This window comes from Blautia acetica, assembly GCF_038739805.1.
In the GTDB taxonomy this organism is placed as follows: Bacteria; Bacillota; Clostridia; order Lachnospirales; family Lachnospiraceae; genus Blautia.
Window position 1 is genome coordinate 68,290 of record NZ_JBBEWO010000011.1, and the last position, 23,149, is coordinate 91,438.

Here is a 23,149-nt window from a genome sequence, read left to right on the forward strand (position 1 = left end):
TTCCTCCTACTTGTCCAAGTCATTTTCTATCAGGTTTACAGATACCAGTGTGGACACACCCTTTTCCTGCATGGTAATTCCATACAAGCGGTCTGCAGCAGTCATGGTACCTCGTCTATGTGTTATAATAATAAACTGTGTATTTTTTGTCAACTTGTGAAGATACTGGGCATATCTGGTCACGTTGGAATCATCCAGCGCCGCCTCAATCTCATCCAGCAGACAGAATGGAGAGGGCTTCAGGTTCTGAATGGCAAACAAGAGCGCAATGGCGGTCAGCGCCTTTTCCCCACCAGAGAGCTGCATCATATTCTGCAGCTTCTTTCCCGGCGGCTGGGAAATAATGCGGATACCCGCTTCCAGAATATCCTCTTCTTCGTCCAGTTCCAGAGTTCCTTTACCACCGCCGAAAAGCTCCTTAAAGGCTTTATCAAATTCCACCCTTATCTGCTGGAACTTTTCTTCAAACTGCCTGCGCATGCCCGTATCCAGTTCTTCAATAATCCCTCGCAGGGTTTCCTCTGCTTTTACCAAATCATCGTGCTGGGTTTTCATAAAGGTATGGCGCTCAGAAAGTTCCTTGTATTCTTCAATGGCGTTAACATTGACATTGCCCAGTTTCCGGATTTCCATACGCATATCCGTAATGCCCTGTTTAATCACTGCCCTCTCCAGCAGTTCCTCCGGCATCTGAATCAGCGCCTGGCTGTAGGTCATCTCGTATTCCTCCCACATGTAATTCACCTGGGTTTCCTGTTGTTCCTCCAGCTTTTCCTTCTGTCCGGTCAGACGGTAACTCTCTTTATCCAACAGATTTATACGCTCGGAAAGTTCATCTCGTTTCGCAAAAAAAGCCTTATGGTTCTGGCTCATTTTTTCTTTCTCTTCCAGAGCCTTTTTCATCTTTTCTTCGTCCTGCAAAGCTTCTGCTTGAGCCTCTGTTACAGCCTGACGAATCTTCTCGATTTCCTGCTCTTTTTGCTGAATTTCTTCTTTTCCCTGGCTCATACCAGCCGCCAAAGCCACCTTCTGTGCTTCCAGATTTTTCTTTTCCTCCTGCACACGGCTGATATTTTCCAGAAGAAATCCCTGACGGGAAGTCAGATTCGCGGTTTCCAAATGGAATTTCTCCAGTTTTTTCGAAATTTCGCCCTCTTCCTTTTTCTTCTCTTCCAAAATTTCCTGATTGGAGGTAATCTGCGCTTCCAATTCCTTTTCCTGGGCTGCACTGGTTTCCAGTTCCAGCTGAATAGACTGGGTGTTTTCCTGCAGTTCTTCACTCTGCTTTTCCAGTTTCGCCTTTTCTTCTTTCAGGCTTTCATAACCCTTTCGCAGTTCGTCCCGCTTACCGCTCATGGAATTTAAATTCATCTGCACCGTATTTTCCCGGATATATTGTTCCTGCAGCTGTTCCTGTACCTTAGCCGCTTCGTCCCGGAAGTGATTCCGCTTATTCCGATACTCTTCCAGTGTCCGCTGCATGGTTTCCAAATCCTTTTTCAGAGATTCCACCGTCTCATGCAGTTCCTCTATCTCCCGACGTCTTCCCAACAGGTTGCTGCTGTTTTTAAAGGCCCCACCAGTCAGAGACCCGCCCGGATTCAAAGACTCCCCTTCAATGGTTACCATACGAATGGTATACTGGTATTTTCTCGCAATGGCAATTCCATGGTCAATATGGTCTACCACCAGAGTTCTCCCCAGCAGATAATTGGCAAGCCCCTCATACTCTGCCGCAACCGTTACCAGTTCACTGGCCACGCCAATAACCCCCGGCTCTTTCAACGCACTGGCATTGTTAAAGACTTTTTTATTCTTCATGCTGGTCAAAGGCAGGAACGTAGCCCGTCCATATTTATTCTTTTTCAGAAAAGCAATCATTTCCTTGGCTGTATTTTCGTTGTCTGTAACGATATTCTGAATGCTGCCGCCCAGAGCCGTCTCAATAGCTGTCTCATAGCTTTTTTCCACCTTCAGAAGGTCTGCCACAACACCCCGGATGCCGGATACCTGCTTCTTCTGTTCCATAACCCGACGAATACTATTTCCGTATCCATCATAACGCTCTGTAATATTACGCAGAGATTCCAGTCTGGAAGCCTCTCTGTGATAAGCTGTCTGCCCCACCTCCAGCTGCTGGGTACTTCTGGATATCTCCGCCTGATATTTCTTAATCTTATCTTCGCAGCGGTTTCCCTCCCGGATAAGTTTTTCGATGGTTTCTTCGATTTCCGCCTTTTCTGCCTGATACTGTTCCTCTGAGGATTCCAACTGTACAGAATCGCTGTTCAGCCGTAAATGCCGTTGGTTTAATTCCACTTTTCTTATGGAAATCTGTTCCATCATGGCATCGTATCTCTGCAACTTCCCCTTTGTGGAAGCACGGAGATTCAGAAGTTCGATAATTTCATTTTTCCCCTGCTCTACCGTTTCTTCCAGCTTTTGGATTTCCATGGCAGCTTCCTTAAATTCCGACTGGGCTGCTGCCTGTGTATGCTCGCATTCCCGCAGAATTTTCTCCAATTTTTCCTTTTCCGCCAGGTATCCCTGCTCTTCCTCTGTTTTTTTTGCATAATCAGCCTGCAGGGTTTCGGTCCTCTCCTGATACTGCTCTTCCTTTTGTACTGCAGAACGTATCTGTTCCTGCAGAAGGTGAATCCTATTTTCCAGATTCTGCTTTTCCAGCGTTTTCCGGGTGGTAACTTCTCTGGCCTTTTGTATCTCCTGTTCCAGTTCTTCCAGTTCCTGTTCCAGTTTCTCATACTCGCTCTTGGTTACATCCAGACTCTTGCAGGTCTCCTCCAAATCCGACTGGGCAATCCGGTATTTTTCCTCAACCTCTTTTAACTGATTCCGGATACGGTTCATTTCCACCAGAAACATCTGGGTGTCCAGCTTTTTCAGTTCTCCCTTCTTCTTCAGATAAATCCGGGCCGTCTCCGACTGCCTCTCCAAAGGAGCCAACTGTCGAGTCAGTTCAGACAAAATATCATTGACGCGGGTCAAATTCTGCTGCTCTTCCTCCAATTTCTTCACTGCTGTATTCTTACGCCGTTTAAACTTTACAATACCAGCCGCCTCATCGAAGAGTTCCCTCCTCTCCTCTGGCTTTCCGCTTAAAATCTTGTCAATCTGACCCTGGCCGATAATGGAATAGCCCTCTTTTCCGATACCGGTATCGTAGAAGAGTTCCTGAACATCTTTCAGCCTGCAGGTAGTGCCATTTAAAAGATACTCGCTCTCGCCGGAACGATACAGCCTTCTGGCAATGGTAACCTCTTGGTAATCAATGGGAAGTTTATGGTCACTGTTGTCCATGGTAATAGCGACATAGGCAAATCCCAGAGGTTTTCTGGTCTCTGTACCGGAAAAAATAACGTCCTGCATATTGCCTCCACGAAGCTGCTTGGCGCTCTGCTCTCCCAGTACCCAGCGCACCGCATCGCCTACATTGCTCTTACCGCTGCCGTTAGGGCCGACAATTCCCGTAATTCCGTTATGGAATTCAAATACAATTTTATTGGCAAAAGACTTAAATCCCTGTACCTCAATGCTTTTTAAATACATACGTCACCCTTTTCATTTTTCAGCTTCTTAATAGCACAGTAAGCAGCCTGCTGCTCTGCCGCTTTCTTCGTATGTCCGCAGCCCTGACCTAACACCCGTTTTCCAAGCAGAGCTTCCACATAAAAGAATTTATTATGGTCCGGTCCCTCCTCTTTCACCAACACATAATGTACATCCTCCTCATAACGGCCCTGCACGATTTCCTGGAGAGTAGTCTTGCTATCATAAAAGAGCTGCTTATTCTCTATGTCATTTAAAATATACTTATGAATAAACTCTTTTGCATTAGCAAAACCGCCGTCCAGATAAATAGCCCCAATAAGTGCTTCCATAGCGTCAGATACCACAGAATCTCTTCGTCTGCCGCCTGTGGCTTCTTCCCCCTTGCCCAAAAGCAGGTAATTTCCCAGAGAAATCTCTCTTGCACACAGCGCCAGAGTTGGTTCACAGACCAGACTGGCCCGCTTCTTCGTCAGTTCACCTTCCGGAAGATTCGGATATGTACGGAATAAAAATTCACTGGAGGTCACTTCAAGCACCGCATCCCCCAGAAATTCCAGACGTTCATTGTTCCCCCTGTATGCAATGTGATGTTCATTTGCATAGGAACTGTGCGTCAGCGCATTTACCAGAAGGTCTAAATTTTCAAACGCATACCCGATTTTCTTTTCCAGTTCCAAAAACTTTCTTGTTTCTTTCATAATCTCTCCTTTCCTGTTGTAAACGAATCCCAAAGGGGGCTGTCACATCAAACGGCATTTATGCACCTCATGCGACAGCCCCTTTTTTCTTAGCCAATCAGACGTTTAATCTGCTCTACTGCATCTCCTACGGATACAATCTGTTCTACTTCTTCTGTCGGAATCTCAATATCAAATTCTTCTTCAATCCCCATCACAATTTGGAAAATATCCAGAGAATCTGCGCCCAAATCGTCTACAAAGGTAGTATCAGGAGTAACCTCCTCTGTATCCACATTCAAAACCTCTGCTATTATCTTCTGTAATTTTTCCAATTCCATGATATATCCTCCTAAACTTCCTCTTTTTTCTCTTGTGCAACGGTCAGATTTTCTCCGATACGCTCACTGATGTGCTGCTCTTTAAAAGAGATACACTGAATAATGGAATTTTTAAATTCCTTTTCTTTGGAATTGCCGTGGCATTTTACCACCAGCCCCTTCAGTCCCAAAAGGGGTGCGCCGCCGTACTCGCTGGCATCAAAACTCTTCAGCGTTTTTTTCAAGGCGGGCTTTACTAAAAGCGCACCTGCCTTGCTGCGAAGAGAAGCCATCATGCCGCCCTTTATCTTGGAAATCAGGGTAGCCCCCAGACCTTCGTACAGCTTCAGAATTACGTTTCCCACAAAGGCCTCTGTGACAATGACGTCTGCAGCCCCTGCCGGAATGTCCCTGGCCTCAATACTGCCGATAAAGTTAATATCCTTACATTCTTTCAACAGCGGATACGTTTCTTTTACAAGGGCATTTCCCTTCTCTTCCTCCACGCCGATATTGACAATTCCCACTCTGGGATTCTTTACTCCCATTACATGTTCCATATAAATAGACCCCATGCGTGCAAACTGTACCAGATGAGAAGAACGGGCATCTACATTGGCCCCGCAGTCAATGAGCAGGGATACCCCATCCTTAGTGGGAATGAGAGGGGCCAGAGGCGCTCTCTCCACACCTTTAATTCTGCCTACAATGGTAGTTCCCCCTACTAATATAGCCCCTGAACTGCCTGCAGAAACAAAGGCGTCTGCCTCTCCTCTTCGGACCATTTTCATACCTACCACAAGAGAAGAATCCTTCTTTCCGCGGATAGCCGCTACCGGCGGTTCTCCTGTTTCAATAACTTCACCGGCCGGTACAATTTCCAGTCGTTCCTCTGGATAGGTACAGGATTCCAGTTCCTTTTCCAGTATCTCCCGTTTTCCAACCAGAAATATCTGAACATTTTCTCTTTCCTGTAAGGCTGCCACAGCGCCCTTTACAGCTTCTGTAGGCGCATAATCGCCTCCCATGGCGTCTACGGCCACTTTAATTATGTTTTCCATGTCTTGCCTCCTGTCATACCTATCACTGATTTTACTAAACATCTATAAAAAATGCAAGGATTCTCCTGAGAGAATCCTTGAAAAAAATATATTACTGTGCAGGCTGCTCGTCACCCTGGGCCTCTTCAGCCGGCTGCGCTTCCGCGTCTGCAGTTACAATGACCTCTTTTGTATCACTGGTCACCCGATTTGTGGAATTTTCTATGGTGCTGATAGCCACTGCATAATAATACATGGTTCCCTCTTCCTGGGTAGAAGGTGTAAAAGTATTTTCCGTCTCTCCCTCAATCACAGTTCCGCCGCCATTGGTATTGGTCTGACTCTTATACCACTGATAGGTAATAGTTCCGCCATCAGAAGAAGTAGCTTCCACAGTCAGGGGCTCTGCTGTATCTCCTTTTTTATATGTCACAGAACCGCTTAAATTGGTGGTCAGTTCCGGCTTGGCCACCTCAATTTTAGACTCTGTACTCTCCTCTTTCTCTGTGCTGTCTTCCTCCGCCTTCTGGGAATCTGTTTTCTCCAGAACCTTGTCCAGCACATGCTCTGCTTTGCATGCTATCATGGAAAATGCCAGACAGCTCAAAGTCAGTATTATCATCGCTTTTTTCAGCCATTTATTTTTCACGGTATTACCTCCTTGTCATTCTTACTCCCTCACATATATTAACTTATTTTTTCAAAAACCGCAAGTTTTTCCTTTAAAATATTACAAAAATATTAATTTATATGTGTCAGAAATGTGTCAAAGACGCAAAATAAGAGGCCTGAACAAATGCCAGACCTCTTATTTTATAAGGAAAACTAAGCTTCTTCCATGTTGATGATTTCTTTTTTGTTGTAAGAACCACAAGTTTTACAAACTCTGTGAGGCATCATTAATGCGCCACATTTGCTGCATTTTACTAAGTTCGGAGCGCTCATTTTCCAGTTTGCTCTTCTTTTATCTCTTCTTGCTTTAGAAGATTTATTCTTTGGACAGATGGACATAGGTTACACCTCCTTAAATTTGCTAAATATATCACTGATTACCGCCATTCTGGGGTCAGGGCTGGACTGGTCACAGTCACAAGAGCCTTCGTTCCAATCTTTCCCGCATTTGGGACAGATTCCCCGGCAGTCCTCTTTACATAGAACCCTTAAAGGCCAATGGATTAAAATCTCATTATGCACTAACTGCTCTACGTCCAGGCTGCAACCTGTGACATAATTAATTTCATCTAAGTCTTTTATCCTGTCTTCCTTTGAGGCCTGCATATCAATCTCCTGCTCAAAGTTTATGTCAAATTCAGTGGGAACATCCTTTAAACACTTATCACAGGGAATGTTGACAGTTATCCTGCCCTTCGCCTCGATTTTCAGAACCTTCTTTCCCGTATTTGTAATAGTCAGCGAAAGGGGCTCTTTTTCCGCAACTGGGAAGTCTCCCAGTTTTGATTGAAAGGAATCCATGGAAACAGGTGCTTCAACAACCTGTGTCTTTCCTTCCAGGGATAAAATTTCCGATAAATCAATTAGCATAATAGTCTCCTAATCACACCTTGTAAATTATACATAGGATTTTATGGTTTGTCAACCATTATTTTTGAACTAATTCAGCTGTTTCCTGGCAAATTGCCAATTCTTCGTTTGTAGGAACAATTGCAACAGTTACTTTCGAATCCGGTGTAGAGATAACTTTGTTTTCTCCTCTTGTCTGGTTTGCTTCTTCGTCCAGAGTGATTCCCAGGTAGCTTAAACCTTTGACAACCGTTTCTCTTACAGGAATTGCATTTTCACCGATACCACCTGTAAAGGCAATGGCATCCACACCATTCATAGCTGCTGCGTAAGAACCGATGTATTTGATGATTCTGTAGCACAGACAGTCTACTGCACGTTTCGCATCTTCGTTGCCCTGCTCTCTGGCTTCGTTTAAATCACGGAAATCGCTGGAAAGTCCTTTGGAAAGTCCCATCAGACCGGATTTTTTATTCAGAATATTTACCATTTCCGCAACATCAATATTTTCTTTTTTGCAAATAAAATCTAAAACAGCCGGATCCAGATCACCGGAACGCGTTCCCATTACCAGACCTTCCAACGGTGTAAGACCCATGGAAGTATCTACACATTTACCGTTCACTACCGCACTGATGGAAGAACCGTTTCCTAAATGAGCAACAATAACTTTAGAGTTATCCGGGTCTAATCCCAGGAACTTGATGGTTTCTTTGGAAACAAATCTGTGAGAAGTTCCGTGGAAGCCGTATTTACGAACTTTATATTTTTCATAATATTCATATGGAATAGCATACATATATGCTTTTTCCGGCATGGTCTGATGGAAAGCCGTGTCAAAGACTGCTACATTCGGTTTGCCAGGCATTAATTCCATACATGCACGGATACCCATTAAGTTTGCAGGATTGTGCAGAGGTCCTAAATCACAGCATTCTTCAATAACAGAGATAACCTCGTCATCAATGATGCAGGAATCGGAAATTTTTGCACCGCCGTGCAGAACACGGTGTCCGATAGCTTCTACTTCATCTAAGCTTTTCAATACACCTGTTTTCGGATTTACCAGTGCATCCAGAACCATTTTGATGGCCTCTGTATGTGTTGGCATAGATGCCTCTGTCGTTTCCTTTTCTCCGCCTGTTGGCTGATATACCAGTCTTCCGTCAAGTCCGATGCGCTCGCACAGACCTTTTGCTGCTACGGCTTCTGTCTCGGAATTGATTAACTGGAATTTCAGTGATGAACTTCCGCAGTTTACTACTAATACGTTCATATTTTCTTCCTCCGCTATCATTAGATAATCTATACAGAATTTCTGTATCTTTGGCCTTTAAAAAGACCATTCTTAGAAGTATTATACAACGTTTTTGTGGGACAAACAAGTTCTAAAGTTAAAACAGTTTGTCTTTCTCTCATTTATTGCAGCATTCTTATCACAAAGAAAACACTCTCCAGCCCGGCAACCACACTTCCCATAACAAAAAGTATGGTATTCGCCAATCCATATGCATGGAACCATCCTAAGGATACCCCGCCTTTCAAAGGATAGAGCAGCCTTACTCTTCTCTTATTAAATATGTCTGTCGCAAGATGAGATATAAATCCTACTGCAAAATAAATAACCGCGTTTTTCCATATCACTCCCACTGCACAAGAGAGCAGTATCAATGCTAAGATTGAGTGCATAAATGACCTGTGAGGCTGTTCTTTACCAAAGGCGCAAATACCTACGAAAAGAAGTATACCAAAAATCATTTTTCCATAACCGCTGCTATATATCACCCTGTTTATAATCCCCGTATGAAAAAACTTGTCCAAAAACAAGGCCAAGGCTATAACAGCCACTGAAAGCCCTGTTATTTTATCCGCATCTTTATGTGAAGCTGATGTTCCCACATCAATATCACTTATCAATGCACCCAATCCGCCAATGCCAACAGCAAGAATCATTTCAGAAACACTGGCGGGCTGTGTCACTGCTAAAGCAGCCGCAATTCCTACTGTCATGTGTGTTTTTCCTAACAAAATATTCTCCTTTGTTTCTATTTGTCCTGGTGATGGATTGTATAAAGCGTCTATGACACCTCTGCCAGTTTCACTTTACACCGTTTCATATAACACGCAATTCCATATTTTAAAATTTTATCTACTCCGTTTTCCCGGAGTTCTTCGTCATACTTCCGTTCCTCCTTATACCTCTTCACATCAACCCTTTCACGCTGCGTTAAATATCCGGTCATAAATAAAAGGCTCCAGACGTTCTCTAAAGACTGATACATTTCCGGATAGATAAGTTCTTGATGAATTTCTTAACAGCATCATTACTGCTGGTATTGATCCAATAGTTTTCCGGGAAAGAATCTGCATAATCTTTTATTTTATCACAGTAGTTCAATAATTTCTTATGGTATCATTGCTCTTTCAGTTTATATGCTGTTGGGAGTTATGATACAGAAAGATGAGTTTTATATCTTTGGGTACAGACCAGTGTTAGTTTTGTCTGGTTCAATGGAGCCGTATATGGAAACAAACTCCATTGCTATTGTACAGAAAACGAAAGGCATCAAAGAAGACGATGTAGTTATGTTTCGTATAAATGAAGATACAAAGGTTTGCCACCGAGCAGTTACTATTGATGCTGAAGGTAACATCACAACAAAAGGTGACAACAACGAGAAAGCGGATGACGACACTTTAATCAAAGTATATCATCTCTTCCACGAAACAGTCAACCTTGCCACAAGTGGCAACTCCCCCCACCACTAAATGAAATGAGAAAGGCTACCAAATACCTCTCAGTAAATAGTAGCCTGCTCTTAATACCCTATTTCGTTGTCAGCATATTCTGCTTGATTTCTTCAATTTGCTCTTTTGAAAAGCCTGTTGCTCTCATAATAACTACTGTATCTACTTCATCTTTAATTAAACTTTCTGCCATACGAATAGTACGTTTTTGTTCAGCTAAGTTGATTGCCTCTTGTTTCTCTTCTTCTAATATCTGGAATACTTTCGTCATGCTCAAATACCTCCTTACTACCTTTGCATAATCTCTGTCTATAAACTTATCACTGCTCACCAGAATACCTGTGATAACAAATGCCTGTGTGTTTTCATCATCAATCTGTTTAGCCAAATCTACTACTTGCTCAATCATTCTCTGTTTTTCTTCTTTGCCTTTCTTGGCAAGTGGAAGAATGATAAGCTGCATAAGTTCCTTATCTGATAATGTTTCATTATTCTCCAGTTTCTTTTTAATAGATTGGTAGATTTCAGCATCTGGCAGGCTATGAATGAATACCTGCTCCATTTTCAGAGTCAAACATGGTATTTCCCACGTATCTTCTGCGTGTTCCACGTCTCCCGTATAAATTACAATCATACGCAGTTTAGGTATGACTTTGTTCTGTGAGTCATATCTGTGCATAATCCTGCCAATATAGTTAATATACTTCACACGATTAGAAGCCTTATTTTCTGACTCATAGTCTACGATTGCCACTGTGTCATCTTCCAGTAAAAACACATTGTCGATACGCATTTCATTTGCCGAAACTGCTGGCAAATTTGTAGGCAATACTTCCTTAATCTTTGGTAGTTTTAAGCCGTAAGCCTCAAAGGATTTCTCCTTATAGGTTTCGCTCATCAGCTTAAATTCAATGTCTTTGTTCTGATACGCTATCCCTTCTGACAATGCAATCCCTCCTTTGATATATTATAACAGTTTCCAATGGGTTCAGTCAAATACAATGAGCTGTCTAACCGTTGGATTGTCGGCATTGTAACTCTGTGGAACGGAGATGTCAATATCATTTTTAGGGAGTGTTTCTGTGGGGGATATATGAGAGTGAAGATACCAAAACTCATAAGGATTTACACAAAGAACAGACCGCTAAATACATACCAGTAAATAGCAGCCTGCTCTTAATACCCTATTTATCTTTTACACTTACATCTTCCATGGTTAAATGTGCCAATCTCAATACCTGTATATGACTGGCATGGTTCTTAAGTAATTCTATTGCAGTAGCAACATTTTTATCCAGCTACCAAAGCTGCCTCAGCTTCAGCCCTCGTTGGATAATAACCTATGGTCTTTAAGTTCTGTTTACATCTGCCTGTTTCTTGATTTAACTCCCAGCCTACGGTGACTCTCACCCTCCAAGGATTTCTCCGCTTACCTCCTTTCATCTTATAAATGTTACCAGAACCATTTGCACGTCTCATATAGACACACTCCTCCCAAATAAATTTTTCACTTTACTTACACGAACTCAAAGCGTATCTAACATCTGTTCAAAAACCCTAATATGAGAAAGCCTTAACCCACCATAAACTCAAGTGTGGCTTGTGTGGCTTGTAGAGTGTGGCTTGCGTGTGGCTTTTATGAGTCTTTTAGACAAAAAAACAGGACTCCCCAAGCCGAACTACGACTTGAGAAGCCCCTTAAAATCAAGGTTTTTCGCCCCTATATTAGAATTTTCCAGCCTTAGCTGCTTCCTCAACAGCTACAGCTACAGCTACAGTCATACCAACCATCGGGTTGTTACCTGCGCCGATAAGACCCATCATTTCCACGTGAGCCGGTACAGAAGAAGAACCTGCAAACTGAGCGTCAGAGTGCATACGTCCTAAGGTATCTGTCATACCGTAAGAAGCCGGGCCTGCTGCCATGTTGTCCGGGTGAAGAGTACGTCCTGTACCACCGCCTGATGCAACAGAGAAGTATTTCTTTCCTGCTTCGATACGTTCCTTCTTGTATGTACCTGCTACCGGGTGCTGGAAACGTGTCGGGTTTGTAGAGTTACCTGTGATAGAAACGTCAACGTCTTCTTTCCACATGATAGCCACGCCTTCACGAACATCGTTTGCTCCGTAGCAGTTTACTTTTGCACGAAGTCCGTCAGAGTATGCTTTGCGGAATACTTCTTTTAATTCGCCTGTGTAGTAATCGTATTCTGTTTCTACATATGTAAATCCGTTGATACGAGCAATAATCTGAGCAGCATCCTTTCCTAATCCGTTTAAGATAACGCGAAGAGGCTCTTTACGAACTTTGTTTGCTTTTTCAGCAATACCGATAGCGCCTTCTGCTGCTGCGAAAGATTCATGTCCTGCTAAGAATGCGAAACATTTTGTATCTTCTTCCAGAAGCATTTTTCCTAAGTTACCATGTCCAAGACCTACTTTACGCTGGTCTGCAACAGAACCCGGGATACAGAAAGACTGAAGACCTTCACCGATAGCTGCTGCTGCATCTGCTGCTTTCTTGCAGCCTTTTTTGATTGCGATAGCAGCGCCTACTGTGTAAGCCCATTTTGCGTTTTCAAAACAGATTGGCTGAATACCTTCAACCATTTTATATACATCTAAACCGGCTGCTTTTGTTACTTCTGCAGCTTCTTCAATAGAGTTCATTCCGTACTCTTTTAAAACAGCCAGAATCTGTTTTTCTCTTCTTTCATATGATTCAAATAAAGCCATTATTCTATCCTCCTGATTTCTATATCTGACACTTCCGTCTGATTACTCTTTACGTGGGTCGATAATCTTAACAGCGTCGTTTACACGTCCGTACTGACCCTGAGCTTTTTCAAATGCTGTGTTTGCATCATCGCCGGCTTTGATGAAGTCCATCATCTTGCCAAAGCTTACGAATTTGTATCCGATGATTTCATCGTCTTCGTTTAATGCGATGCCTGTAACATAGCCGTCTGTCATTTCCAGATAACGAGGACCTTTCTTTAATGTTCCGTACATTGTACCAACCTGAGAACGAAGTCCTTTTCCAAGGTCTTCCAGACCAGCACCAATCGGCAGACCGTCTTCAGAGAATGCACTCTGTGTACGTCCGTATACAATCTGTAAGAATAATTCTCTCATAGCTGTGTTAATCGCATCACAAACCAGGTCTGTGTTTAATGCTTCAAGCAGTGTTCTTCCTGGCAAGATTTCTGATGCCATAGCAGCAGAATGTGTCATACCTGAACATCCGATAGTTTCTACCAGTGCTTCCTGAATGATACCTTCTTTTACGTTTAATGTTAATTTACAGGTACCCTGCTGAGGCGCACACCAGCCTACACCGTGTGTTAAACCAGAGATATCTTTGATTTCTTTTGCTTTTACCCACTTTGCTTCTTCCGGAATTGGAGCTGCACCGTGATTCACGCCCTGTGCTACCGGGCACATTGTTTCTACTTCATGTGAATAAATCATTTTAAAACTCCTTTCAAGTATGTATACTTACAAGTGCGTTAATCATTTAACGTCTTATTCAAACCTATTTTCTCATAAAACCGCAAAAAAATCCAGACCTATTTTCTCTTTTTTTCCAAAATTCTGTCTAAAAAAGATACCGCAGCACTTCCATAATCCCGGTAAGGCCCAGACTGTAGAGAAAAATAGAACCCGGCTTTCCCAGAAAAATAATTGCCGCAAATTTTTTCAAGGACATAGGGGTAAGCCCTGCAATATAGCAAAGCAAATCATCTGGCGCCACAGGAAGAAAAATAGCTACTGCAAATGCTTTATCGAAAGCCTTCCCTTTTTCCAGCCAGCCAATATACTTTTCATAATTCTTTTCTCCCACCATCTGACGGACAAAAGGTCTTCCGTACCGTTTGGAAAGCAGAAAGGCCAATATGGAACCAAGGGAAATCCCCACATAATTGTATACAAATCCCCAGACCGGTCCGAAAATCAGGACACCGCCCAGACAGCCCACTGCTCCGGGCAAAATAGGAATCACCACCTGCACCATCTGAATCACAATAAACAGCGCCGGCGCAAAAAGGCCAAACTGGCTTAAAAAAGCCTTTAATGCGTCTGCAGACACAAAGAGCTGATGCCGGATTCCATACCAGATAAACCACCCCATACCTATCAGGCCTATGAGTGTGCAGAGATTCAGATATACTGCTGTTTTCTGTTTTTCCATACCAATTCCTCTTTTCTTTCTTTGCCTAAAAGATTCCTTTTGTTTTTCAGCTTTTTTCCTTCTGCCGATTCGCGAAATACCTTTTCATAAAATGCTTTCCACTGGTTTCCCACCGCAGTTCTGCTGTATCTCTCATGACCCTCATAGGAAGCATGCGCGCTTCTCTGATAAAAATCCGGTTCTTCTTTCAGCTGGCGCAGCGTCCGTACAAACTCTTCTGTATTTCTTCCAGTCAACGCATGGTCAAAAAGAATGGGTCTGTACTCAGGCAAATCCCGCACCAAAACCGGCAAAGCACAATTCATGGATTCCAGAATGGTCATGGGAAACAGTTCTTCATAGGAAGGCAGAAACATCACATCCGCCATATTGTAGACCTCGTTCATTTTCTCTCGGTCCACCAGTCCCAGAAACTTCACATTGGAGGGCAGATTTTTCATCAGAGCCCGAATCTCTTCGTATCCTTCTGATATCTTTCCAAAAGAAAAACCTCCGGCCCATACAAACTGACAATCCGGCATTCTTCGTGCTGTTTCCACAAATTCAAAGACACCCTTTCGCTTCTGCAGCTGCCCCACACATAAAACAGTAAAGGCATCCGGATCCATGTGGCATTTTTTCCGGATTTTCTTTCTCTTTTCCCCGGAGATAGGATAAAAAGACTCCTCGGAAACCACATTGGGAATGTATGTGATTTTCTCTCTGGGAATACCGTACTGTGCCAGTTTGTCAATAAACACCGGATTGACCGTTACCAGATAATCCATTCTCCGGTAAAAAGAAATCGTATATTTATAGAAAAGATTCTTTACCGCTCTTGGAAGAGAAATGCTGTTTTCCACAGTTTCCGGCAAAAAGTGTACATATCCCACAGCCGTCCCCTGTTTTTTCCGTTTGTCAATCGAGAGATAGTATTCCGGATTAATGGAGTGATAGTGCGTAATTTCGCAGGCTTTTTTTGAATTTTCCAGAATCACGGCACTGCCCTTCATAACCTGTCTGGCAAGCGCCACCTGCTCATCATGAGCGGAAAGCACACCCTGCCCTTTTACCATATCTGCTTTTGATAACATATTTATTTTTCTCATAACCCTACACTCCTCTTCTCAACATATTTTTCCGGTTCCAGACTGCCAGAAATTCCCTGGAAAATCCTTTTTCTTCCTGTACAGCCAGGGAAAGCTTTGCCATACCCTGTCGTACCAGTACTTCTTTATAAATACATTCTGCCATAGTGCAAAAATTCCAGGTAGAATACAGATAGGCGGTCTCTCTGGCACATTTTCCCATCTGCACTCTCCGGCTTTCCTTCTCCAGCAGATATTCTAAATGCATTTTAAAATATGCATAGGAGTCATACTGGAAACCATTATATCCGTCTGTCACAACCTGGTTTAAACAATCATCTTTCCTGCACAGGGCCGGAACTCCACTGGCAAGGGCTTCGATATAGGTAATCCCCTGGGTTTCACTGTTGGAGGCACACACAAATACATCTCCCAGCTGATAATACCGGCCTACTTCCTCCGGGCTTATCATGCCCGTAAACACAGTACAGTCCTGAATTTCCAGCTCCACGGTCAGATTTTCCAGACGTTCTCTGTCCGGTCCGTCCCCGGCAATCAGAAAAGTCAGTTTTTCTCTTCCTTCTTCTCTTACCATCTGTGCAAAGAACCTTAACAATTCTTCCAGATTCTTTTCCTTTGCCAGACGTCCCACACTGACCAGTACCTGATTCTCCAAAGGAATGTTCCATTTTTTCTTTAATTCCTGCTTTTCTTCTTTTGATAAATCTCCGGAAAATCTCTGCAAATCAATTCCTGTAGGAATCACGGAAATCGGCTTCTTTACTTCATAGCCTTCCAGAATCTTCTCTACTTTCTCCGTAGGTACAATCACCTGACTGGCTTTTTTCAGCACGCTTCTGGAAAACTGTGCTACCGCTTTCTTTTCTAAAGCAGCCCCGGCTTTATGTTCTGAAATTCTTCCAGGCAGATAATGAATATAATCCTCATAAACTGTATGGTAAGTATGCAAAAGCGGACAGTTGCATTTTTTACTGATTTTGACCGCATAAGAAAAGGTCATAAACTCACACTGGGAATGTACGATATCAGGATTCCAGTGCACCAATTCCCGCACCAGCTTTTCCGTATGAGGCAGCACAGCCCTGACATTCGGATAAATTTTTTCCAGATTTATGGATTTAATATAATAAACGCCTGCTTCTTTATAAGACTCATAGCTTCTGGATAAAGTCAGAACTCTTACCTCATGTCCTCTTTCTTCCAGTTCCTTTTTTAAGTTCAGCACAGATGTCACCACTCCGTTGATAATCGGTTTATACCAATCTGTTGTGATTAATATTTTCATAAGGATTTCCCCCTTTTGGTCTTTCTCTTAAGTTGTCTTTATCATAAAAAACAGATTTAAAGAGAACAAGCAGACAATTTTAAAGTTTTTCTAAAGAATATAGAAAAAAGAACTGCAGTTTTCTCTTTCCGAAAAAACCTGCAGTTCTTCTTTTCATGCGCTTTTCTTAAATTTTCTTAATCCAGATGGATTTCCGCCAGTTCCGGCGGGGGTAACTGTCTGGAAGAGTCTTTTTTATATTTTTTCAAGTCTGCTGCTGCTTTTGCCAGAGGTACATTGGTTCCCGCACCTGCCATACAGCCGCCAGGACAACCCATACCTTCTATCATACAGCCTTTTAATTTTCCTGCTTTTGCCATAGTCAGAATTTTCTTACATTCTGCCAGGCCTTCCGCATGCTCAATGTGAACCTCTACCTCCGGATAATATTCATGAAGGCAGGATTCTACTGCGCTGGCCACTCCTCCGGCAACCGCATAACCTCTTCCAGCTGCAGTTGCATTATGAAGAGAACTTTCACCCTGGCATTCTTCGGGATGAATTCCCTTTGCCTCAAACATTCCTGCCAGCTCCTCAAAGGTAATGACAAAATCCACGTCACTTCGTACCGATTTTCTGGAAGCCTCCAGTTTTTTCGAAGCACAAGGGCCAATAAACACCACATGAGCCTCCGGATAACGCTGCTTAATGGTTCTTGCAGTTGCCACCATAGGCGTCAGCTCCTGAGAAATATTCCCAATCATATCCGGGAAGAACTTCTTTGCAAGCATGCTCCAGGAAGGACAGCAGGAAGTGAGCAGGAAAGGCAGTTCCCCTGTGCTGACTTTCTCTGCATAGTGATGTGCCTCAGCAACTGCTCCAATATCTGCTCCCAGAGCCACTTCATAGACATCTGCAAAGCCCAGTTCCTGCAAAGCCGCCTTTAATTTTTTCGGTGTCACATCAGGCCCAAACTGCCCTATAAAAGCCGGCGCTACTTCTGCGATAATCTGTTTTCCCTCTTTCAGTGCATGGGCAAGCTGAAAAATCTGTGATTTATCAGAAATAGCTCCAAACGGGCAGTTTACCATGCACATACCGCAGGAAACACACTTCTCATTGTTGATTTTGGCTCTTCCCAATTCATCACTTTCAATAGCATTTACACCACAGGCTCTGGCACAGGGACGCTCCTTTTTGGCAATGGCATCATATGGACAGACTGATTTGCATTTTCCGCATTTAATGCATTTTTCCTGGTTGATAATGGATTTGCCCTTTACAATGCTGATAGCGCCCTTTGGACAGACCTCCTTACAAGGATGCGCCACACAGCCTCTGCACATATTGGAAACCTCATACATCTTAGGCTCACAGGCATCACAGGCCGAAGGTATGACCTGCATAAGCGGCGGCTCATAATATTTCTCGTCAATGTTGCTGGCCTCAAGACCTGCGGTAATATGTACGGCTGCATTTTCCGGCCGAAGAGACATTCCCATGGCAAGGCGGACTCTCTCACTGGCCACTGCTCTTTCCCGGTAAATACTTTCCCGGTATGTTGCCCTCTCCTGTACAATATGATAAGGAATGGCCTCAATATCAGCCACCAGGGTCTCCGGTTCCGATTCAAAACCCACACGGGCAATCTCTTTAAATACTTTGTGACGGATTCTTTTTACATTTGTATCCAGACTTCTCATTGCATTCTTCCTTTCCTGCATTTTTTCTGAAATCCCTGTTGTTTATAATAAACACAATTTTATTTCTTTGCAAGAAATTGCAGGTACTTTATTCAATACAAAGGCATCTTGTGCTATAATAAATGCAATTTGAACTTCTTCAAACAAAAAAACACCAGAAAGGATACTGCTTATGTTTTATAAAATCAGATACCCTGATACCGCAAAAAATACACTGCTTCCTCCGCTGCTTACCGGCAGCGCCCTAAAATGGATTGCCCTTGTCACCATGCTGACAGACCATATTGGAGCTGTTTTTCTGGAAAGCGGCGTAATTTCCGCTTACAACCAACAGCTTTCTTCTGCCTGGGACTTTGAAACCACCTCTTTCCTGTACCAGGCAGACCGGATACTCCGGTCAGTAGGAAGAATTTCCTTCCCCATTTTCTGTTTTCTTCTGGTGGAAGGCTTTGTCCATACCTCCAACCGTAAGAAGTATGCCCTGCGGCTCTTTCTTTTTGCCTGTGTGTCTGAACTGCCCTTTGATTTGTGCTTTAACGGCGGTCTGTTGGAGTTTTCCTACCAGAACGTGATGTTTACCCTTCTTATCGGTTTTCTCACCCTCTGGCTCATGGACATCGTCAGACAAAAAAATCCCGTCCTCCTGCTTTTTGCGGCAGGGGGAGGGATTCTTCTCGGAAAATTGTTTGCTGCTGATTACAACTGGAAAGGGATTGTACTGATTCTCATTTTATACCTGTTTTATTCCTATCCTCTGGAAAAAACCATTGCAGGATGTCTCTCTCTTTTATGGGAGCCTGTGGCCTGCTTTGCTTTTCTTCCCATCAACCTGTATAATCAGCAAAAAGGCAGAAGCATGAAATATTTCTTCTACCTTTTCTATCCGGCACATCTTCTGCTCTTATTTTCCTTGCGCTATGCAGTATTCGGGATTTAACATCCCGTACTGCAGGCAGCTATCTTTTTTCCACTACTTCACCCTGTTTTTTGTAAATACTGTTGGCCTGAACCACACCTCTTACAGAAGACAGGGGATAAATGTTGCTGTGGCTTCCCACCACCGTTCCCGGATTCAGTACAGAACCGCAGCCTACTTCCACTTCATCGCCCAACATAGCGCCAAACTTTTTCAATCCTGTCTCTATCTGCATTTCCTGTCCTTTTACCACCACCAGCTTTTTGTCTGATTTTACATTGGAGGTAATAGAACCTGCCCCCATATGGGATTTATAGCCTAAGATGGAATCTCCCACATAGTTATAGTGGGGTACCTGCACTTTATCAAAGAGAATTACGTTTTTCAACTCTGTGGAATTTCCCACAACCGCACCTTCGCCTACCAGTGCATTCCCCCGGATAAAAGCACAGTGACGGACTTCCGCCTCTTTTCCAATAATGGCCGGGCCATGGATATAGGCCGTTGGCGCCACCTTTGCAGATTTGGCAATCCACACATCTTCTCCTCTTTTTTCATATTCCTCTTCGCTTAATGCATTTCCCAGCTTCACCAAAAAAGCGCTGATTTCCGGCAGCACTTCCCATGGATAGATTTTGCTCTCCAACAGTTCCTTTGCCATGGTTTTACTTAAATCACTGTATAATTCCTGAATTTTCAACTGTTCCATTTTTACCTTCCTTTCTCTGTATCACATCGGTTGCTTTTTCTGGTTTTATTGCCCGTTCCCTTTTGATAATACTGAGCCGCCGCATCGAAAAACTGCTTTAACATCAGCTGGTTTCTAAGTCCCAGAACCCCCTGGGTCCAGGAGCGGATAAAGCGTTCCAGTTTCTCCATATATTCCTGTGGGGTAATGCTGCCTTCAGCCACATAAGTCAGTCCCTTTTCCCAGCTTGCCGTCAATTCCGGGCTCAATAAAGAACGGATAGAAGCATTGACCACATCAAAAATCATTTCTCCCAGCAAGGTGGGGGTAATGACCTGCGTCTTTTTATTCAGTGCCAGATACTGAATGGTTACCAGTTTTTTCAGAATTTCCGCTCTGGTAGCGCTGGTTCCAATTCCGCTTCCCTTAATCTGGGCCCGCAATTCCTCATCTTCAATCAGCTGCCCTGCATTTTCCATCGCCAGAATCATAGAACCGGAGGTATACCGCTTAGGCGGCGATGTTTCTCCCTCCTTGATGAAAAACCGTTGGATGGAGAGAATACTTCCCTTTCGGATATTCTGCAGCATTTCCAGAAAAGCGCTGTCCTGTGTTTCTTCTTCCGAGGTTTCCTCCTCTTTCTTTTTCCCGAAAGAATACCCGCTTACCTTCAAATACCCTTCGGAAACCAGCACTTTAAAAGAAGAAAACAGCCGTTCTTTTTCCCTGACAGACACCAGACTGATTTTCTGGTAAACAGCCGGAGGATAAAAAATACTCAAAAATCTGCGCACAATCACTTCATACACCTTTTCCCCCTGCACAGAAACGCTTCGCAGCGCATTTAACCCCTGTCCTGTGGGAATAATGGCATAATGGTCTGTAATCTGCTTGTCATTGACATAGCGGGTTTTCAAAAGATTTTTATACATCTGTCCGGCCAGAATTTCTTCTGCATAAGCCCCCACATGGACAAAACTGCGCAGTCCGCCTATATTTTTCTGAATCTCTTTTGCCACGGCAGTGGAAAGCACACGGGCATCGGTTCTGGGGTATGTAACCAGCTTCTTTTCATACAATTCCTGCACGATTTTCAGCGTTTCATCGGGGCTTAACTTAAACAGCCTGGAACACTCATTCTGTAGTTCTGCCAGGTTAAAAAGCAGCGGCGGATTTTTATTTTCCTTTTTCCGCTCAATCTTTTCTACCACCGCCTGCAAAGGGGGATTGGCAGACAGTAATTCTGCCAGTTCCTTTGCTGTTTCCTTTTTCTTAAATCCATTTTCCTTATATAAAAGGGGGGATTGGAAATAACGGCTGCCTTGTGTGGCTCTCCACTCTCCTTCAAAAGAGTGTCCCTGCCGTTCAAATTTTCCCAGCACCCGGTAAAAAGGCGTCTTCACAAACTCCCGGATTTCCCGCTCCCTGCGTACCACCATACCCAGGACACAGGTCATAACTCTCCCCACTGAAATGGCCTGGTAGCGGCTGCCCAGATAATTGGAAACCGCATTGCCATATTTTAGAGAAAGCAGTCTGGAAAAATTAATGCCCATAAGATAGTCTTCCTTCGCCCGCAGATAGGCCGAAGCCGAAAGGTTATCGTACTCTGAAAGCGATTTCGCCTCCCGGATTCCCCGGATAATCTCCTCCTCTGTCTGAGAGTCAATCCACACTCGCTTCTGTTCCTTATCTTTTACGCCTGCCATCATGGCTACCAGACGGTAAATATATTCCCCTTCCCGCCCGGAGTCCGTACAGACATAGATAGTTTCCACATCTTTGCGGTTCAGCAGTCCGCTGACAATATCAAACTGCTTTTTCACCGAAGGAATCACTTCGTATTTAAAGTCTTCCGGCAAAAAGGGCAGCGTATCCAGACTCCATCTTTTCAGCGCCGGGTCATAGGCTTCGGGATAGCTCATGGTTACCAGATGTCCCACACACCAGGTTACAATGGTGTTTTCCGATTCCAGATAACCATCTTTTCTGGATGTATTCAATTTCAGCGCCTTGGCAAATTCCTGGGCGACACTTGGTTTTTCGGCTATAAATAATGATTTGCTCATGAAAGCTCCTCTTTTGCTTTTAATTTCTTTACAATGCTTTTTATCTTAACACAGGTTGGGATATGCGTCAAATTTCTGACGTTTTCTACCCCTTTCAGAGCCGAAAAACCAGTGCCTGCTTTTGCATAATCTGACACTGGTTTCCCCGGATTTTTCTTTCGTAATATTTATTTCTTTGTAATATAACCTTTTGCTTTCAAGGTTTCTGCACAAAGCACAGCTCCGCCTGCCGCACCGCGAACCGTATTGTGGGAAAGTCCGATAAACTTGTAATCATACACTTTATCTTCTCTTAAACGGCCTATGGAAATTCCCATGCCATTTTCATAATCTACATCCAACTGTACCTGTGGGCGGTTGTCTTCTTCCATGTACTGAATAAACTGCTTCGGTGCACTTGGCAGTTCCAGTTCCTGGGGAAGTCCTTTGAAGTTTACCAGTTTTTCAATCAGCTGTTCTTTGGTGGGGTTCTTTCTGAACTTCACAAATACGGCTGCAGTATGTCCGTTTAATACCGGAACGCGCACACACTGGCAGGTAATCACCGGTTCTTTGGCCGGCTCAATCACGCCGTCCTTAATTTCGCCCCAGAGACGAAGAGGTTCCATTTCACTCTTTTCTTCTTCACCGCCGATATAAGGAATGATATTTTCTACCATTTCCGGCCAGTCTTTGAAAGTCTTTCCTGCGCCGGAAATTGCCTGGTAAGTAGTGGCTACTACTTCATATGGCTCAAATTCCTTCCATGCAGTAAGCACTGGCGCGTAACTCTGGATGGAACAGTTTGGCTTTACAGCCACAAAGCCCTTTGTTGTGCCCAGACGTTTTTTCTGGAACTCAATCACCTCAAAATGCTGCGGGTTGATTTCCGGCACTACCATCGGTACGTCCGGTGTCCATCTGTGGGCGCTGTTGTTGGAAACAACAGGGGTTTCGGCCTTTGCATATTCCTCTTCAATCGCTTTGATTTCTTCTTTGGACATATCCACTGCTGAAAATACAAAATCCACCGTAGAAGCAACCTTTTCCACCTCTGCCACGTTCATGACAATAAGTTTTTTCACTGCTTCCGGCATAGGAGTTGTCATTTTCCAACGACCTCCTACAGCCTCTTCATATGTTTTTCCTGCACTTCTTGCACTTGCTGCCACTGTTACGACTTCAAACCATGGATGGTTTTCCAGAAGAGAAATAAATCTCTGTCCGACCATACCTGTAGCTCCTAAAATTCCAACTCTTAATTTTTCACTCATCTGTCTATTCTCCTTACCCTATGCCTGCAAAACGCTTTGTCTGCAGCCGGCTTTTTCTGACTCAGCCATTTTACTGTTTCAACCGCCTTTGCGCCGCAAA

At 43.6% G+C, this 23,149-nt stretch carries 22 protein-coding genes and 1 pseudogene; 2 read left to right on the plus strand and 21 right to left on the minus strand.

From position 1 onward, the window contains the following. Nucleotides 1-6: 6 nt before the first annotated feature. From smc to WBS51_RS15245, 10 genes and pseudogenes are all read right to left on the minus strand, one after another. Nucleotides 7-3,567 (minus strand): chromosome segregation protein SMC, encoded by a 3,561-nt coding sequence (gene smc, locus WBS51_RS08995; RefSeq protein WP_294462285.1) that lies wholly within the window; start codon nt 3,565-3,567, stop codon nt 7-9. After that, nucleotides 3,558-4,268, minus strand: coding sequence for a ribonuclease III (gene rnc / locus WBS51_RS09000; protein ID WP_173749512.1), 711 nt, complete (start codon nt 4,266-4,268; stop codon nt 3,558-3,560). Before rnc ends, smc begins: the two co-directional genes overlap by 10 nt. Nucleotides 4,269-4,357: 89 nt before the next feature. Then, nucleotides 4,358-4,588: an acyl carrier protein gene (acpP, locus tag WBS51_RS09005; protein WP_111919654.1), complete on the minus strand. Its 231-nt coding sequence runs from the start codon at nt 4,586-4,588 to the stop codon at nt 4,358-4,360. Between the two features lie 11 nt (nt 4,589-4,599). Continuing rightward, on the minus strand, nt 4,600-5,628 hold the full coding sequence (gene plsX, locus WBS51_RS09010; protein ID WP_173749513.1) for a phosphate acyltransferase PlsX: 1,029 nt from the start codon (nt 5,626-5,628) through the stop codon (nt 4,600-4,602). Nucleotides 5,629-5,719: 91 nt separating this feature from the next. Beyond that, a complete protein-coding gene (locus WBS51_RS09015; protein ID WP_173749514.1) occupies nt 5,720-6,256 on the minus strand; it encodes a hypothetical protein in 537 nt (178 codons plus the stop codon). 176 nt (nt 6,257-6,432) lie between these two features. Further along, entirely contained in the window at nt 6,433-6,618 is a 186-nt protein-coding gene (rpmF, locus tag WBS51_RS09020; protein ID WP_173749515.1) for a 50S ribosomal protein L32, read from the minus strand. A 3-nt stretch (nt 6,619-6,621) separates the two neighbouring features. Continuing rightward, nucleotides 6,622-7,149 carry a YceD family protein gene (locus WBS51_RS09025; RefSeq protein WP_173749516.1) on the minus strand — a complete coding sequence of 176 codons (528 nt, stop codon included), beginning with the start codon at nt 7,147-7,149 and terminating at the stop codon, nt 6,622-6,624. A 58-nt stretch (nt 7,150-7,207) separates the two neighbouring features. Continuing rightward, nucleotides 7,208-8,404, minus strand: coding sequence for an acetate/propionate family kinase (locus tag WBS51_RS09030; protein ID WP_173749517.1), 1,197 nt, complete (start codon nt 8,402-8,404; stop codon nt 7,208-7,210). 143 nt (nt 8,405-8,547) lie between these two features. Beyond that, nucleotides 8,548-9,138, minus strand: coding sequence for a metal-dependent hydrolase (locus WBS51_RS09035; protein WP_173749518.1), 591 nt, complete (start codon nt 9,136-9,138; stop codon nt 8,548-8,550). Between the two features lie 68 nt (nt 9,139-9,206). Beyond that, nucleotides 9,207-9,529 (minus strand): annotated as a pseudogene (locus tag WBS51_RS15245) (hypothetical protein); the annotation flags it as partial. A 47-nt stretch (nt 9,530-9,576) separates the two neighbouring features. On the opposite strand from WBS51_RS15245, the gene WBS51_RS09045 reads away from it, so the two are divergent. Next, nucleotides 9,577-9,897, plus strand: a complete 321-nt coding sequence (locus tag WBS51_RS09045) for a signal peptidase I (RefSeq protein ID WP_244092050.1) — start codon at nt 9,577-9,579, stop codon at nt 9,895-9,897. A gap of 58 nt (nt 9,898-9,955) precedes the next feature. Here WBS51_RS09045 and WBS51_RS09050 read toward each other — a convergent pair whose 3' ends face one another. The 8 genes from WBS51_RS09050 to WBS51_RS09085 all read right to left on the minus strand — a co-directional run bounded on the left by WBS51_RS09050 (nt 9,956) and on the right by WBS51_RS09085 (nt 18,123). Next, nucleotides 9,956-10,822, minus strand: a complete 867-nt coding sequence (locus WBS51_RS09050) for an RpnC/YadD family protein (protein WP_173749520.1) — start codon at nt 10,820-10,822, stop codon at nt 9,956-9,958. A gap of 344 nt (nt 10,823-11,166) precedes the next feature. After that, complete coding sequence (locus WBS51_RS09055) at nt 11,167-11,355, minus strand: hypothetical protein (RefSeq protein WP_173749521.1); 189 nt, start codon at nt 11,353-11,355, stop codon at nt 11,167-11,169. Nucleotides 11,356-11,601: 246 nt separating this feature from the next. Then, nucleotides 11,602-12,612 carry a GGGtGRT protein gene (locus tag WBS51_RS09060; RefSeq protein WP_173749522.1) on the minus strand — a complete coding sequence of 337 codons (1,011 nt, stop codon included), beginning with the start codon at nt 12,610-12,612 and terminating at the stop codon, nt 11,602-11,604. A gap of 42 nt (nt 12,613-12,654) precedes the next feature. Then, on the minus strand, nt 12,655-13,347 hold the full coding sequence (locus WBS51_RS09065; RefSeq protein WP_173749523.1) for an iron-sulfur cluster assembly scaffold protein: 693 nt from the start codon (nt 13,345-13,347) through the stop codon (nt 12,655-12,657). A 127-nt stretch (nt 13,348-13,474) separates the two neighbouring features. After that, nucleotides 13,475-14,068 carry a TVP38/TMEM64 family protein gene (locus WBS51_RS09070; protein WP_173749524.1) on the minus strand — a complete coding sequence of 198 codons (594 nt, stop codon included), beginning with the start codon at nt 14,066-14,068 and terminating at the stop codon, nt 13,475-13,477. Further along, nucleotides 14,038-15,156 (minus strand): glycosyltransferase family 4 protein, encoded by a 1,119-nt coding sequence (locus WBS51_RS09075; RefSeq protein WP_173749525.1) that lies wholly within the window; start codon nt 15,154-15,156, stop codon nt 14,038-14,040. The genes WBS51_RS09070 and WBS51_RS09075 overlap by 31 nt, the downstream gene beginning before the upstream one ends. A gap of 4 nt (nt 15,157-15,160) precedes the next feature. After that, nucleotides 15,161-16,441: a glycosyltransferase family 4 protein gene (locus tag WBS51_RS09080; RefSeq protein WP_173749526.1), complete on the minus strand. Its 1,281-nt coding sequence runs from the start codon at nt 16,439-16,441 to the stop codon at nt 15,161-15,163. A 176-nt stretch (nt 16,442-16,617) separates the two neighbouring features. Beyond that, nucleotides 16,618-18,123 carry a 4Fe-4S dicluster domain-containing protein gene (locus tag WBS51_RS09085; RefSeq protein WP_173749527.1) on the minus strand — a complete coding sequence of 502 codons (1,506 nt, stop codon included), beginning with the start codon at nt 18,121-18,123 and terminating at the stop codon, nt 16,618-16,620. A 172-nt stretch (nt 18,124-18,295) separates the two neighbouring features. Between WBS51_RS09085 and WBS51_RS09090 the strand changes: the two genes are divergently transcribed. Then, nucleotides 18,296-19,060 carry a TraX family protein gene (locus tag WBS51_RS09090; RefSeq protein WP_173749528.1) on the plus strand — a complete coding sequence of 255 codons (765 nt, stop codon included), beginning with the start codon at nt 18,296-18,298 and terminating at the stop codon, nt 19,058-19,060. A 19-nt stretch (nt 19,061-19,079) separates the two neighbouring features. On the opposite strand, the gene WBS51_RS09095 is transcribed toward WBS51_RS09090, so the two are convergent. The 3 genes from WBS51_RS09095 to asd form a co-directional block, all read right to left on the minus strand. After that, complete coding sequence (locus WBS51_RS09095; protein WP_173749529.1) at nt 19,080-19,748, minus strand: acyltransferase; 669 nt, start codon at nt 19,746-19,748, stop codon at nt 19,080-19,082. A gap of 2 nt (nt 19,749-19,750) precedes the next feature. Then, nucleotides 19,751-21,796, minus strand: a complete 2,046-nt coding sequence (locus WBS51_RS09100; protein ID WP_294462714.1) for a DNA topoisomerase — start codon at nt 21,794-21,796, stop codon at nt 19,751-19,753. Nucleotides 21,797-21,963: 167 nt separating this feature from the next. Continuing rightward, the gene (asd, locus tag WBS51_RS09105) at nt 21,964-23,049 is read right to left on the minus strand and encodes an aspartate-semialdehyde dehydrogenase (RefSeq protein ID WP_173749531.1); all 1,086 of its coding nucleotides are present in this window, start codon (nt 23,047-23,049) and stop codon (nt 21,964-21,966) included. Nucleotides 23,050-23,149 lie beyond the last annotated feature (100 nt).